11 protein-coding genes and 1 tRNA gene are annotated in these 13,951 nt (G+C 66.5%); 6 read left to right on the forward strand and 6 right to left on the reverse strand.

What is annotated here, in order from left to right; translation table 11 throughout:
* The first annotated feature begins 329 nt into the window (after window positions 1–329).
* Window positions 330–677 (forward strand): plasmid pRiA4b ORF-3 family protein, encoded by a 348-nt coding sequence (locus tag J1C47_RS02135; protein WP_342591915.1) that lies wholly within the window; start codon window positions 330–332, stop codon window positions 675–677.
* A 380-nt stretch (window positions 678–1,057) separates the two neighbouring features.
* Here the strand turns inward: J1C47_RS02135 and J1C47_RS02140 are convergent.
* The 6 genes from J1C47_RS02140 to J1C47_RS02165 all read right to left on the reverse strand — a co-directional run bounded on the left by J1C47_RS02140 (window position 1,058) and on the right by J1C47_RS02165 (window position 7,901).
* Window positions 1,058–1,147, reverse strand: a tRNA-Ser gene (locus J1C47_RS02140).
* Between the two features lie 609 nt (window positions 1,148–1,756).
* Window positions 1,757–2,677, reverse strand: coding sequence for an ABC transporter permease (locus tag J1C47_RS02145; RefSeq protein WP_207349086.1), 921 nt, complete (start codon window positions 2,675–2,677; stop codon window positions 1,757–1,759).
* Window positions 2,678–2,681: 4 nt separating this feature from the next.
* A complete protein-coding gene (locus J1C47_RS02150; protein ID WP_207349087.1) occupies window positions 2,682–3,947 on the reverse strand; it encodes an ABC transporter permease in 1,266 nt (421 codons plus the stop codon).
* A gap of 170 nt (window positions 3,948–4,117) precedes the next feature.
* Complete coding sequence (locus J1C47_RS02155; RefSeq protein WP_245396313.1) at window positions 4,118–5,203, reverse strand: ABC transporter substrate-binding protein; 1,086 nt, start codon at window positions 5,201–5,203, stop codon at window positions 4,118–4,120.
* Window positions 5,204–5,277: 74 nt separating this feature from the next.
* The gene (locus J1C47_RS02160; RefSeq protein ID WP_245396314.1) at window positions 5,278–6,411 is read right to left on the reverse strand and encodes an ABC transporter ATP-binding protein; all 1,134 of its coding nucleotides are present in this window, start codon (window positions 6,409–6,411) and stop codon (window positions 5,278–5,280) included.
* A 296-nt stretch (window positions 6,412–6,707) separates the two neighbouring features.
* A complete protein-coding gene (locus tag J1C47_RS02165) occupies window positions 6,708–7,901 on the reverse strand; it encodes an aromatic ring-hydroxylating oxygenase subunit alpha (RefSeq protein ID WP_207349088.1) in 1,194 nt (397 codons plus the stop codon).
* A 333-nt stretch (window positions 7,902–8,234) separates the two neighbouring features.
* Here J1C47_RS02165 and J1C47_RS02170 point away from each other — a divergent pair, with 333 nt between their 5' ends.
* The 5 genes from J1C47_RS02170 to J1C47_RS02190 all read left to right on the forward strand — a co-directional run bounded on the left by J1C47_RS02170 (window position 8,235) and on the right by J1C47_RS02190 (window position 13,808).
* A complete protein-coding gene (locus tag J1C47_RS02170; RefSeq protein ID WP_245396315.1) occupies window positions 8,235–9,212 on the forward strand; it encodes a sugar-binding transcriptional regulator in 978 nt (325 codons plus the stop codon).
* Window positions 9,213–9,271: 59 nt separating this feature from the next.
* Window positions 9,272–10,714, forward strand: coding sequence for an extracellular solute-binding protein (locus J1C47_RS02175; protein WP_207349089.1), 1,443 nt, complete (start codon window positions 9,272–9,274; stop codon window positions 10,712–10,714).
* 147 nt (window positions 10,715–10,861) lie between these two features.
* Window positions 10,862–11,806: a carbohydrate ABC transporter permease gene (locus J1C47_RS02180; RefSeq protein ID WP_245396316.1), complete on the forward strand. Its 945-nt coding sequence runs from the start codon at window positions 10,862–10,864 to the stop codon at window positions 11,804–11,806.
* Window positions 11,807–11,817: 11 nt separating this feature from the next.
* Window positions 11,818–12,675 carry a carbohydrate ABC transporter permease gene (locus J1C47_RS02185; RefSeq protein ID WP_207349090.1) on the forward strand — a complete coding sequence of 286 codons (858 nt, stop codon included), beginning with the start codon at window positions 11,818–11,820 and terminating at the stop codon, window positions 12,673–12,675.
* Window positions 12,676–12,680: 5 nt separating this feature from the next.
* The gene (locus J1C47_RS02190) at window positions 12,681–13,808 is read left to right on the forward strand and encodes an ABC transporter ATP-binding protein (RefSeq protein ID WP_207349091.1); all 1,128 of its coding nucleotides are present in this window, start codon (window positions 12,681–12,683) and stop codon (window positions 13,806–13,808) included.
* Window positions 13,809–13,951: the final 143 nt, after the last annotated feature.

Raw genomic sequence — 13,951 nt, forward strand, 5'->3', positions numbered from 1 at the left:
GGCTCGACGAGTTGCTGCCGTGGAACTGGAAGACAGCGGACGAGCCGCTGGCGCTGGCATCATGAGTGACCGGGACCGCATTGCTCGCCTGAAGATCGAGCTTGACGACTGGCAACCGGCCATCTGGCGCCGCGTCGAGTGCCGCTGACGACGACGCTGAAAGGCGTTCATGACGTCGTCCAGGCAACCATGCCCTTCCAGGACTACCACATGTTCGAGTTCCGCGCCGACAACAGGCGCTACGCGATCCCCAATCCCGAATGGGACTTCAATAATATAAGACCTGGTCAGCCAAGACGACCCGGCTCGCCACCCTTGTCGAGCGGGGCGTGCGCGAACTCGCCTACACCTACGACTTCGGTGACGACTGGCGGCACACGATCCTCATCGAAAGCGTCGATGAAGCCGATCCGGCCGTCGAATACCCGCGCTTCATCGAGGGCCAGCACCGGGTCCCGCCCGAAGACGTCGGCGGCCTTCCAGGCTTCGAACTCTTCCTTGACGCCATCGCCGATCCCAACCACGAAGACCATGACCATTTGATGCGCTGGTCGGGCGGCGCGTTCGATCCCCGAACCATCGACCTGGACGATATCCGGAAACGCGTCGCCAAGCTCGCCCGCCGCCGAACCGTAGGCAAAGCAGCCTTCGCCAAGAGCCAGAATCGGATCAACTGATCGCCGCGGCCCAGGCCGGATGCTTACTCTGGTCAGTCCGGTCGTGGTTGACCAGCTGCATTGCCGTTCAGCTGATGGCACCGGACGCGGGAGATGGAACCGGCCATGAACTCGGAACTTCCGAACCCGGTCGCAGATGAGACAAACGCGACCTCAATCCAAGCAATTTCAGTGGCTTGAATTTCCTCCGTGTCTACATGGACTTACAAGCTATGCACCAAAACGGCGCAGTCATCAGGTCCGGAGAATATCGGCCCTGAGAGACCGCTTTCGGGCCACCTGGCGAGGACGTCAGTGCTCAGCCCCTCCCGCATAACCCTCGAATACAACGGAAAAATCCGGCCGCGGCCGGATCGAGAGAACGCTTTCGCGAGGGCAAGTGGCGGAGAGGAAGGGATTCGAACCCTCGATACCGTCTCCGGTATACTCCCTTAGCAGGGGAGCGCCTTCGACCACTCGGCCACCTCTCCGAAGCCGCTGTCATAGGCCGATCGGCCCGATTTGCGCAACCCCTTCTCCGCGCCTTCGCCGCCCGGGCAAAGGCAAATCGGCAAGGTCCTCAGGGTCGCGGCGCCCGACGCCCGGAATCGTCCGTCGCGATCGGGCATGAGGGGCGAGGCGGCACGGGCGGCCTGCGGCGCTGTGGGGCCGGCGCGAGGCAACGCCGGCGCGTCGCGCTGGCCCGCCGGCGTCGATCCATCGCGGTACCGGGTCGGCGGCTCGGTGCGTTTGTCGCCGGCGGCCGTGCTCGCGGCAGCGAAAGGCCGAGGCGGCGGCGCGGCAGACGGACGGGAATGCCGGCCCCGGCGGCAACGGCCCTTCTACGGGAGCCGGCGACGCGCGAAGCGAGACCCGAAGATGACCGTCTCATACGGCTTCCGGCAGATCACTTCGTGATGCCGGAAACAAAGACGCTCATGCGCCGCGCTGGCTTGATTCGAGCCCGCCCTCATCGAGCGGATCTCGTATCAGCGCTTTTGGCGGATCGAAGGAGGAATTGGTCGGAAGGCGGTGCGCAAAGCATTCGATTTTCCATATGCGATTGCCCTGATCACCATCGGGTCTCGGGGTGCGTGGTCTCAGCCCGGCGACAGGCCGCGCAGCCGTTCCGAGCGGCGGCGCAGGAGTTCGACCGTCGCCAGCAGCGCCACCGAGAAGATCACCAGGATGGTCGCGACGGCGAGGATCGTCGGCGAGATCTGCTCGCGGATGCCGTTCCACATCTGCCGCGGCAGCGTCTGCTGGTCGTAGCCGGCGACGAACAGCACCACCACCACCTCGTCGAAGGAGGTGACGAAGGCGAACAGCGCCCCGGAAATCACGCCGGGCAGGATCAGCGGCAGGATGACCTTGAAGAAGATCAGCGGCGGCGGGGCGCCGAGATTGGCGGCCGCCCGGGTCAGCGAATGGTCGAAGCCGACCAGCGTCGCCGTCACGGTGATGATGACGAAGGGGATGCCCAGCGTCGCATGCGCCATGATGATGCCGAGATAAGTGTGGGCGAGGCCGGTCTCGGAATAGAAGAAGAACAGTCCCGTCGCGGTGATGATCAGCGGCACGATCATCGGCGAGATCAAAAGCCCCATGATCGCCCGGCGGAACGGCATGTCCGGCCGCGACAGGCCGAGCGCCGCGGTGGTGCCGAGGACGGTGGCGAGCAGGGTGGCCGAGACGCCGATGATCACCGAGTTCTGCGCCGCCTCGACCCATTTGGCGTTCTCCCAGACGTCGAGCCACCAGGAGGCGTTCCGCGGCGCGCCGGGCGCGGCCATGCCGAAGGTGAGGATCTGGTCGTACCAGCGCATCGAATAGCCGGCCGGATCGAAGCTCAGCATCTTGCGGGTGAAGGTGAAGTAGGGCTCGGCGTTGAAGGAGAGCGGGATGACGATGAGGATCGGCGCGATCAGGAACAAAAGGATCGCCGCGCAGATCACCAGATAGGTGACGCGCCAGGCCTTCTCGAGCGGCGAGGCGTAGGGCGGCAGCTTCAGGACGCTCATCGTCTCACCCGAGCTTCATGTTGTCGATGCCGACCAGGCGGTCGTAGAGCCAGTAGAGCAGGATCACGCCCGCGAGCAGAAGCGTCGCCAGCGCCGCGGCGAGCGACCAGTTCAGCGACTTCTGCATGTGGAAGGCGATGAGGTTGGAGATCAGCTGGCCGGAGGCGCCGCCGACGAGGGCGGGGGTGATGTAGTAGCCGATGGCGAGGATGAAGACGAGCAGCACGCCGGCGCCGATGCCTGGAACGGTCTGCGGGAAATAGACCTTCCAGAACGCCGTCCAGGGCGTCGCGCCGAGCGACAGCGCGGCGCGGTAGTAGCGCGGCGGGATCGTCTTCATCACCGAGTAGAGTGGCAGGATCATGAAGGGCAGGAGGATGTGCGTCATCGCGATGATCGTGCCGGCCTCGTTGTACATCATCTGGATGCGGCCGCTTTCGCCGACGATGCCGAGCGAGACCAGGATGTCGTTGACGACGCCCTGGCTCTGCAGGAGCACCATCCAGGAGGTCGTGCGCACCAGGAGCGACGTCCAGAACGGCAGCAGCACGAAGATCATCAGGAGGTTGGAGTAGCGCAAAGGCAGCGTCGCGAGGAGATGGGCGACGGGAAATCCGAGCAGCAGGCAGAGGCCGGCGATCAGCCCCGACAGCCACAGGGTGCGGATGAACAGCGGCACGTAGATCCGCCGGTCCTCCGGGGCGCTGACGATCGCGCCGGACTTGTCGTATTGCAGGTCGAGGGCGGCGAGGTAGAAACTCAGCGTGTGCGGCGAGGAGGCACGGCGCATGACGTTCCAGAGCTCGGGATCGCCCCACTGCTTGTCGAGGGCGAGGATCGCCTCCTTGTAGGGCGGTTCGAGCTTCGAGGCCTTGCGGCCGGCCGAGGTGAAGAGGCTGCGGGTTCCCGCGATCTCGTAGTTGATGCGCGTGCCGACCTCGCCGATCGACCGCTCTTCGCGCGAGAGGTCGAGATCCTTGGCGAGGGCGGCGAAGCCTTCTTCGCCGGGCACGCCCTTCGTCTCGTCCGCGGCGAAGAAGGCGACGAGATTCGGCATGTGGGCCGAGAACTGGTCGTTGTGGACGCTGCGATAGAGCATCTGGCCGATCGGCACGGCGAAGGTGACGACGACGAAGACGAGCAGCGGCAGCACCAGGGCGAAGGCCCGCAGGCGGGCGCGCCGCGTGGCCCGCGCCATGGCGAGCTTCAGCGGCGTGCCGTCGGCGGCGGTCAGCTGGTAGCGCGGTATCTCGATCGCTGCGTCGGTCATCGGCGGAGCCCGATCCTCTGAGCGCCGTGCGCCGTCAAAGGACGCACCAGGGACGCTCCAACATGTCGATTTCCCGCGTCGTGCCGATCGAAAGACGATTTCCGGTTCGAGACGACGCGGTCGACGTCGGGGCCGGGCGGAACCCGGCCCCGGCGGCTGTCACGGGGCGGTCAGGAGGCGAGCCAGGCGTTGAAGCGCTCGTTCAGCTCGGTGTCGTGGTCGGCCCAGAACTCGAAGTCGTTGACCAGCGCGTTGTCCATGTGGTCGGGCGCCGTCGGCATGTGCGGCGCCATGTCCGTCTTGCCGTCCTGGAACTTGCCGACGAGGTCGGCCGAGGACTTGCGCGCCGGGCCGTAGGCGATCCACTTGGCCTGGTCGGCGAGGCGCTGGGTGTCGGTCGCAAAGGCGATGAAGTCCTTGGCGAGCTCCTCGTGCGGGGCGCCCTTGGGAATGACGAAGAGGTCGAAGTCGAGGATCTGGCCGTCCCAGACGATCTCGAACGGCTTGTTCTCCTCGATTGCGGCGTTGAAGATGCGGCCGTTATAGGCGGTGGTCATCGCCACCTCGCCGTCGGCGAGGAGCTGCGGCGGCTGGGCGCCGGCCTCCCACCAGACGATGTCGCTCTTGATGGTGTCGAGCTTCTTGAAGGCGCGGTCGACGCCCTCGGGGGTGTTGAGCTCCTCATAGACCTTGTCGGCCGGCACGCCGTCGGCCATCAGCGCCATTTCGAGATTGGCCTTGGCCGCCTTGCGCAGGCCCCGCTTGCCGGGAAACTTCTTGGTGTCGAAGAAGTCGGCCATGGTCTTCGGCGGGGCGTCCGGGAACTTGCTCTTGTCGTAGGCATAGACCGTCGACCAGACGATGCTGGCCACCGCGCAGTCGGTGAGGGCGCCCTTGATGAAATCCTCCTCGGCCGCGGTCCCGTCCGGCGCGGCGGGCAGGGTGGCCGGGTCGATCGGCACGATCAGGCCCTCGTCGCAGAAGCGGACGGCGTCGGAATATTCGACGTCGGCGACGTCGATCGAGACGTTGCCGGCCTCGACCTGCGCCTTGATCGGCGTCGCGGGATTGTCGGCATCGACCGAGTTCACCTTGTTGCCGGTCTTTTCCATCCAGGGCTTCTGGTAGGCCTCGACCTGGCTCTTGGTGTAGGCACCGCCCCAGGAGACGACCGTGATCTCGTCGGCCCGGGCGAGCGTCGCGCCGAAGAGCGAGGCCGCGAGCACGGTCGATGCGGTCAGTCTTGTCATGTTCATTCGTCTTACTCCTGTTTCTGCAAGTGCGCTTGAAAGCCCGCCGGGCGGGTTCACCCCTTGCGGGTGGGGTCGTGTCACGCCGCGATCTCGTCGAGGGCGCGGCAATCCTCCGGGTCCCAGCCGACCGTCGTCTCGTGGCCCGGCTCGAGCGTCCGGCCGACGCGGTTCGGGACCTTGACGACGAAGGCGTCGGTGCCGGCGACGGACATGCGCACGCGCACGTGGTCGCCGAGATAGATGAGTTCCTCGACCCGGCCCGGAATGACCACCGGGAGCGCGCCCTTTGCGGGTGCGAGTTCGATGCGCTCCGGCCGGATCGACAGGGTGGTGCGGGTGCCGCGTCCGCCGGGCACGACCTTGGTCGCCTTGACGGTCGGCCCGCCGTCGACCGAGACCGTGCAGATCGCGTCCGCGACCTCGGTGATCGCGCCGCTGAGCCGGTTGTTCTCGCCGATGAACTGGGCGACGAAGGAATTTTCCGGCTTTTCGTACAGCCGGTCCGGCGTCGAGAGCTGCTGGATGCGCCCGTCGTTGAAGACGGCGATCCGGTCCGACATGGTCAGCGCCTCGGTCTGGTCGTGTGTGACGTAGACGACGGTGACGCCGAGATTTTCGTGGATGTGCTTGATCTCGTACTGCATCTGCTCGCGCAGCTGCTTGTCGAGGGCGCCGAGCGGCTCGTCCATCAGGACGAGGGTCGGTTCGAAGACGAGGGCCCGCGCGACGGCGATCCGCTGCTGCTGGCCGCCCGAGAGCTGTACCGGCCGGCGGCCGCCGAAACTCTCCATCTTCACCATGGCGAGCGCCCGGGCGACCCGCGCCTCGATGTCGCCGCGGCCGAGCTTGCGCACCTTCAGGGGGAAGGCGAGATTTTCCGCAACGCTCATATGCGGAAAGAGCGCGTAGTTCTGGAAGACCATGCCGACGCCGCGCTTGTGCGGCGGCACGTTGTTGATCGGGCTGTCGTTGACGAAGATCTCGCCGTGCGTCGCCGGTTCGAAGCCCGCGAGCATCATCAGGGCGGTGGTCTTGCCGGAGCCCGAGGGGCCGAGCATCGTCAGAAACTCGCCGGAAGCGATGTCGAGATTGAGATCCTTCACGACGAGGATCTCGCCGTCGTAGCTCTTCTGGACGTTCTGGAACCGGACCGACGAGGCGCGACCCTGGCGCTCTCCCCTGACTGGCGACATCGGCGTCATTTCGTTCATTCGCGACCCGTCCGCTGCGTGAGGCCGAGCCCCGCCCGCCTTTTTGACCGCCTCAATGAACGATCTTCGACAGGGCCGGTCAAGCCGCCGTCCACGATTTTTTGCCTAATCGCTGCACATGCGAACACGTTATGCAGATGGGATGGGAGGCTGACGAATTGCTGGGCAGCACCGGGTCGGACGCCCCGTCGGCGCGCCGCTTCGCGCGACCGGGCGAGGTGCGGTCCACTCCCATGTCGAGGCGCGTGGCGCCCGCAAGCGGTTGCCGCGCCGCGAAAGGCGCGGCGTGTCGCCATTCAGGCCAAGACCGGGGCCGCGGCGTCCGGGGCGCCGGCGGAATCGGGGGCGCCGGCATTGACGCGCCGGGAGATGTACTGCGCGAATTCGAAGTTCGGCCGCTCCAGATGCGACAGCGGGCCGGGATCGCCGAGGCGCCCGCAAAGCCCCTTGTAGACGCGCTCGGTGCAGCCGCGGTCCTCGTCGTTGACGTGGTCGAGCAGTCCCTTGAGGGTCGCGAAATGGCGCTCGGCCTCGGGGTCGTTGACGTAATCGGCCGAGAGGCCGCCGCCATAGACGATCTTCACGTGGTCGGGGCCGTCCGGATGCAGGCTGAGATACCAGAAGTAGCCGGGCGTGAGCGTGATGAACAGGGCCGGATAGATCGACAGCAGCCAGGTGATGCGGCGCTGGTCGCCGACGAGCGTCGTGTTCGCCGGATGGGCGAGCGACAGCGGCACCTCGTCGTTCTTGTAGATGAAATGATAGTTGAAGGCGTCGGTGCCGGTCGGACAGGTCATCTTCATCAGGTCGACGGAGCCGCCGATCGTGCCGGAATGGCAGACCGGCAGGTGGTAGCTCTCCATGAAGTTCTCGCCGAGCACCTTCCAGTTGGTGTTCCAGCGGTGCTCCTCGCGAAAGGTCTCGCGATAGCTCGCCATGTCGAGATAGCCGACCAGCGCCTCGACGTCCTTCAGTCCCTCGGCGGGGCTCGGCGCATCCGGATTGAGCGAGACCATGATCCAGCCGAGCCATTCCTCGCAGCGGATCTGCGGCAGGGCGATGTCGCTGCGGCAGAAACTCTCGTTCGCCGCCATCGCCGGCGCACCGCGCAGCGTCCCGTCGAGATTGTAGGTCCAGGCGTGATAGGGGCAGACGATCGAGCGCACCGTCCCGCGCCCCTCGAGCATCGTCGACATCCGGTGGCGGCAGACGTTCGACATCGCCCGCAGCTTGCCCTCGCGGTCGCGCAGAACCACCACCGGCTCGCCGGCGATCTCCATCGTCAGATAGGCGCCGGGCGCCGCCAGGGAATCGGCGCGCCCGGCGCAGAGCCATTCCCTGGCAAAGATGTGCTCGAGCTCGAGCGAAAGGAAATCCGGCGACGTGTAGACCGATTTCGGCATCGCCCGTGCCGCCTCGAAGGGAACGGAGACGTTTTCGGCGAGCTCGTCGGCGGGTGAGCGGGAGAGCTTCGGGTCGTGGATGGTCATGGTCTGTCCTTGCTGTCGGGTCGGCATTCGGCGCCTCGGCCGCCCGGGCGGGCCTGCTTATAACATCGGCAGAATTCCGCGTCGCCGGGAAAAGTCGCATGGAATGCGCTTCTGGCCGTCCGGGCACCGGTGAGGGGGCGAGGCGGCTCGATCCGGGCCCGCCGCCGGCAGGGGTCGTGAGCCCAGAAGGAGGGGGACGGCCTCGTCGGTCGGACCGGCCTCCTTTGATCGTTATCAGAGGCGAGACTTGACAGAAGACGACAGTGGTGGAAAATTTTGCGCACAGTGAAAAATAATCCGCGACGCACCGAGACGCCGCGACGGGAGCGAAACATGGACGCCGAAGCGGGCCAGCCCCGGTTCGAGACCGACGAGGCCAGCCTCTCGGCTCGCGCCGCATGGCTCTACTTCTCCGCCGGCATGACCCAGGGCCAGATCGCCAAGCGTCTCGGCGTGGCCAACACCAAGGCGCACCGGCTGATCGCCCGGGCTTCGCGGGAGGGGCTGATCCGGGTCTTCGTCGAGGCCGAGGTCGCGGCCTGCATCCGCCTCGAGGACGAACTCGCCGACCGCTTCGGCCTGAACTTCTGCAAGGTGGCGCCGGATCTCGCCGAGCCGGGCCTGCCGCTCAAGGCGCTCGGTCTTGCCGGCGCGACCTTCCTGAAGAACGAGATCGAGCGCGGCGAACACGCGCTGATCGGCGTCGGCCACGGCCGGACGCTGGCTGCCGCCGTCGGGGCCATGCCGCAGATCGCCGGCGGCCGGACGCGCTTCGTCTCGGTCCTCGGCGGCTTCAACCGGCGCTTCGCCGCCAATCCCTACGACGTGATCCACCGGCTCGCCGAGCGGACCGGCGCCGAGGCCTACCAGATCCCGCTGCCGCTCTTTGCCAACACCGCCGAGGACAAGGCGGTGCTGCTGTCGCAGCCGGGCGTCGCCGAGGTGTTCGAGCTCGCCTGTTCGGCGAGCCTCGTCGTCGCCGGCATCGGCGGCATGACCGACGACGCCTCGCTGCTCTCCAATCACATGATCGGCCCGGAGGAGATGGCCCTTCTGCGCGGCAGCGGCGCGGTGGGCGAGCTGCTCGGCCACTATTTCGACGCCGCGGGACGGGTGGTTGCCGAAAGCTTCAGCGAACGGGCGCTGGCGCCCGCCATCGCGCATCTGCGCGCCTCGACCGTGGTCGCCATCGCCGGCGGCCGGGAGAAGGTCGAGGCGACGGTCGCCCTGCTGCGGAGCGGGGTGCTGAGCGGCCTCGTCGTCGACGAGACGACGGCCGCCGCGATCCTCGGGGAGGCGACCCCGGACTGATCTTGGCATCGTGGCAGCCGGGCGTGAACGACCCGGCGTAACTGGGAGGAAAGCAGGCCATGTATGAAAAGGAACGGGATCTCATCGCCGCGCTGGCGCGTCGCCAGATCGGCCGCCGCGACTTCCTGCGGCGCAGCGCGAAGCTCGGTCTCAGCACCGCGCTGATGAGCGGCCTCATGGGGCAGTCGCTCACCCATGCGCTCGCCGCCGACTCCGGCATCGACTGGAAGAAGCATCAGGGCACGTCGCTGAAGCTGCTCCTCAACAAGCATCCCTATGCCGACGCGATGATCGCCGATCTCGACGCGTTCAAGCAGCTGACGGGGATGGATGTCACCTATGACGTGTTTCCCGAGGACGTCTATTTCGACAAGGTGACGGCGGCGCTCTCCTCCGGCTCGTCGGAATACGACGCGCTGATGACCGGTGCCTATCAGACCTGGACCTACGGCCCGGCAGGCTGGATCGTCGATCTCAAGGAATACATCAACGACAGCTCCAAGACCGCCGGCGACTGGGACTGGGACGACGTGCTGCCCAACCTTCGGGCCTCGACCTCCTGGTCGGGCGTTCCCGGCGAGGCGCTCGGCGGCGACAACGCCAAGCAGTGGTGCCTGCCCTGGGCCTTCGAGCTGAACTCGATCAGCTACAACAAGCGCGCCTTCGACGAGATGAAGATCGATCCGCCCACCAACCTCGACGACCTGATGGACAAGGCGGCGCAGATCACCAAGTCCGACAAGAACATGTACGGCATCGGGGTGCGCGGCTCGCGCTCCTGGGCGACGATCCACCCGGGCTTCCTGTCGGGCTACGTCAATTTCGGCGCCCAGGATTTCACCGTCGAGGACGGCGTCCTCAAGGCGGCGATGAATTCCGACGCGGCGAAGGCCTTCACCGGTCAATGGGTGAAGATGATCCAGGAGTCCGGGCCGAAGAACTGGTCGACCTACACCTGGTACCAGGTCGGCAACGATCTCGGCGCCGGCGCATCGGGCATGATCTTCGACGCCGACATCCTCGGCTATTTCCAGAACAACGGCGACACCAAGGAGAAGGGCAACATCGGCTTCCACGCCTTTGCTGCCAATCCCGACGCCAAGCAGCCGACGCCGAACGTCTGGATCTGGTCGCTCGCCATGTCGAACTTCTCCGGCAACAAGGACGCGACCTGGTACTTCCTCCAGTGGGCGACCTCGAAGCAGCACGACCTCTTCGGCGCGGTGAAGATGGACATGGTCAATCCGGTGCGCCAGTCGGTCTGGGACGACGAGGACTTCAAGAAGCGGATGGAGCAGAACACCGGCTATCTCGAGCAGTTCACCGCCTCGGCGCCGGGCTCGAAGATCTACTTCACGCCGCAGCCGCTGTTCTTCGACGTGACCACCGCCTGGGCGGCGATGCTGCAGCAGATGGTGGCGAAGGAGGTGCCGGTCGACGAGGGGCTCGACCAGCTGGTCGCCTCGATCAACGACCAGATGCAGCAGGCCGGCCTGCAATAGGCTGCGTCCTCCCGACGGCAGCGCCGCCCCGAAACCGGTGGCGCTGCCGTGACGCACCGGACGCCGCCGGTTCAAGCCGGCGGCGTCCCGGGATCTTCTTCGAGCGCCGTCGGGCCGCCGGCTCGGCGAACCTGCCAAGGATGCGACATGACGTCCGCCGATCATGCCACCGCTGGCCGCGCCGCCGCCGAACGACCGCTGACGCGGCGCCGGCGCCGCAACCTTCTGCCCTATCTCCTCAGCCTGCCGGCGCTGCTGGTCACCGTCTGGATCATCATCCCCTTCGTCACCGCGATCTACTACTCTCTGCTGCGCTACCGGCTGTCGCTGCCGCAGCTGCGCGGCTTCGTCTGGTTCGACAACTATCTGAATTTTCTGACGGACGGACGCTTCTGGTACACCGTCGAGGTGTCGCTGCTCTATACCGTCCTGACGGTCGTCATCGAGCTGGTGCTCGGCCTCGGCATCGCGCTTTTGCTGCAGCGTCCGTCGCGCTTCAACAACCTCGCGGCCATGCTCCTGCTTTTGCCGCTGATGGTCGCGCCGGCGCTGGCTTCCCTGATGTGGAAGCTGATGACCAATCCGAACTTCGGCATCCTCAGCTATCTCGTCGGCCTCGTCGGCGTCACCAACTTCCGCTGGGCCTCCGATCCGTCCTCGGCGCTGTTCACCGTCGTCCTCGTCGACGTCTGGGTCTACACGCCCTTCATCATGGTGCTGCTGCTCGCCGGGCTGCGGTCGCTGCCGAAGCAGCCCTTCGAGGCGGCGGCGCTCGACGGCGTGCCGCGGACCTTCGTCTTCTTCCGCATCACCCTGCCGATGCTGATGCCCTACATCCTCACCGCGTCGCTGTTCCGCATGCTGGAGTCGATCCAGCAGTTCGACATCGTCTACGCCATGACCCAAGGCGGCCCCGGCAACACGCTGACCGTCTTTCAGGTCGAGGCCTATCTGCAATTCTTCCAGTTCACCAATGTCGGCCGCTCGGCGGCGCTCTTGATGGTGCTCTGGGCGATCACCTTCGCGCTGTCCAACGTCTTCGTGAAGAACTGGCTGCGGCTGCGCGAACGCGCCCACGGCGCTGCGGCCTGAGGAGGCGAGCCATGCACCACACATCGACCGGCGAGCGCATCCTTCGCGGCGTGCTCATTTCGCTGGCGCTGATCTTCTTTCTCTTCCCGATCTTCTGGATCCTCCTGATGAGCTTCCAGACCAACGCCCAGATCCTCAGGATCCCGCCGAGCATCGTCTTCACGCCGACCCTCGACAACTACGTCTCGCTGATCACCGGCGAACTGAAGACGGCGAGCGGCGTCCTGAAGCTCGCCTTCATGCAGAACCTCCTGAACAGCCTGATCCTGTCGGTCGCTTCGGTGGCGCTGTCGCTCGTCCTCGCCGTGCCGGCGGCCTACGCCTTCGCCCGCTACAAGTTCCGCTTTTCCGAGGACATCGCCTTCACGCTCCTGTCCTTCAAGTTCGCCCCGCCGCTGCTCGTGCTGCTGCCGCTGACGATCTATTTCCAGCAGATCGGGCTCGCCAACACCTATGTCGGGCTGATCTGGGTGTATCAGCTGATCACTCTGCCGCTGATCCTGTGGATCGTCCGCGGCTATTTCGAGGACATCAGCCCCGACATCGAGCACGCCTACCGCATCGCCGGCCATTCCTGGCTGCGCTCCTTCCTGAAGATCTCGGTTCCCCTGGCCATGCCGGGAATCGCCGCGGCGGCGCTGCTCTCATTCATCTTCGCATGGAACAACTTCGTCTTCGCGCTGGTGCTCGCCTCGGCCGACAAGCAGCCGGTGACGGTCGGTGCGCTGGCCTTCGTCACCGCCTCGGGCATCCAGTACGGCCAGATCGCCGCCGCCGTGGTGATCTCGATCGCCCCGACGCTGGCGCTCGCCCTGTTCGCCCAGCGCTACCTCGTCGAGGGCCTCTCCCTCGGCGCCGTGAAAGGCTGATCGCCATGGCAAGCCTCGCCCTCGACCACGTCACCAAGCGCTACGGCCGGGAGACCGTGCTCGACGACGTCTCGCTCAGCGTCGCCGACGGCGAGATCGTCTCGATCTTCGGGCCGTCGGGGGCGGGCAAGACGGTGCTCCTGCGGCTGATCGCCGGAATGGCCGAACCGGAGGAGGGGGCGATCCTCGTCGACGGCAGCGACGTCATCGACGTCGCGCCGGAGCAGCGCTCCGTCGGCATGGCCTTCCAGAACTTCGCGCTGTTCCCGCACATGTCCGCCTTCGACAACATCGCCAGCCCGCTGGTCGCCCGCCGCCTCGGCCGCGACGGGATCGAGGACGGCGTCCAGAAGATCGCCCGGCTTCTGAAGATCGACCACGTGCTCGGCCACGCGCCGCGCGCATTGTCGAACGGCCAGAAGCAGCGCACGGCGCTCGCCCGGGCGCTGGTCGCGGCACCGAAGATCCTGCTTCTCGACGATCCCCTGCGCAACGTCGACGCCAAGCTGCGCTTCGAGATGCGCCTCGAACTGCCGCGCCTTCTCGAGCGCTTCGGCTCGACCGTGCTCTACGTGACCCAGGACTATCGCGAGGCGATGGCGCTCGGCCGCCGCATCGCGGTCCTCGTCCACGGCCGGATCGCCCAGTTCGGAACGCCGGACGAGATCTACGACCGGCCGGCCAATGTCGAGGTCGCCGAGCTGTTCGGCGATCCCGGCATCAATCTCTTCGAAGGCCATGTCGAGGCGGGCCGCAGCGGCATGGTCGCGGCGGTGGGCGGCATGCGCCTGCCGCTCGCGCCCGGCTTCGAGCGGATCGCCGGCCGCAGCGTCACCATCGGCGTCAGGCCTGAGCATGTCGGCTTTGCCGCGGCGGGAACCGAGGGCGCCGTCGCGGCCCGGGTCGCGGCGCTTCTGCCGCTCAACGACCGGATGGTGCGGCTTCTCGTCACCGAGGACGGCCGCGAGCTCTACACCTCGCGCGAGGCGGGAGGGGCGGCGATGGAGGAGGGGGCGCGGGGCCATGTCGTCGCCGATCCCGCCGCGATCGTCGTCTTCGACCGCGAGACCGGCCGGCGGATTGCGCCGCGATCCGCCGGATTCGCGAGCCCGGCGCTGCAGGAAAACCCGTGAGGATGAGGGATGAAATGATGTTGCCGGCTTCTCCCCTCGCTCTCGCCGCGTCGCACCCCCCTCTGTCCTGCCGGACATCTCCCCCGCAAGGGGGGAGATCGGCAGCTTCAATCTCAAGCATCCGTTCCTCGGCCGTCGTGCGA

This window comes from Jiella sonneratiae (genome assembly GCF_017353515.1).
Taxonomy (GTDB): Bacteria; Pseudomonadota; Alphaproteobacteria; order Rhizobiales; family Rhizobiaceae; genus Jiella; species Jiella sonneratiae.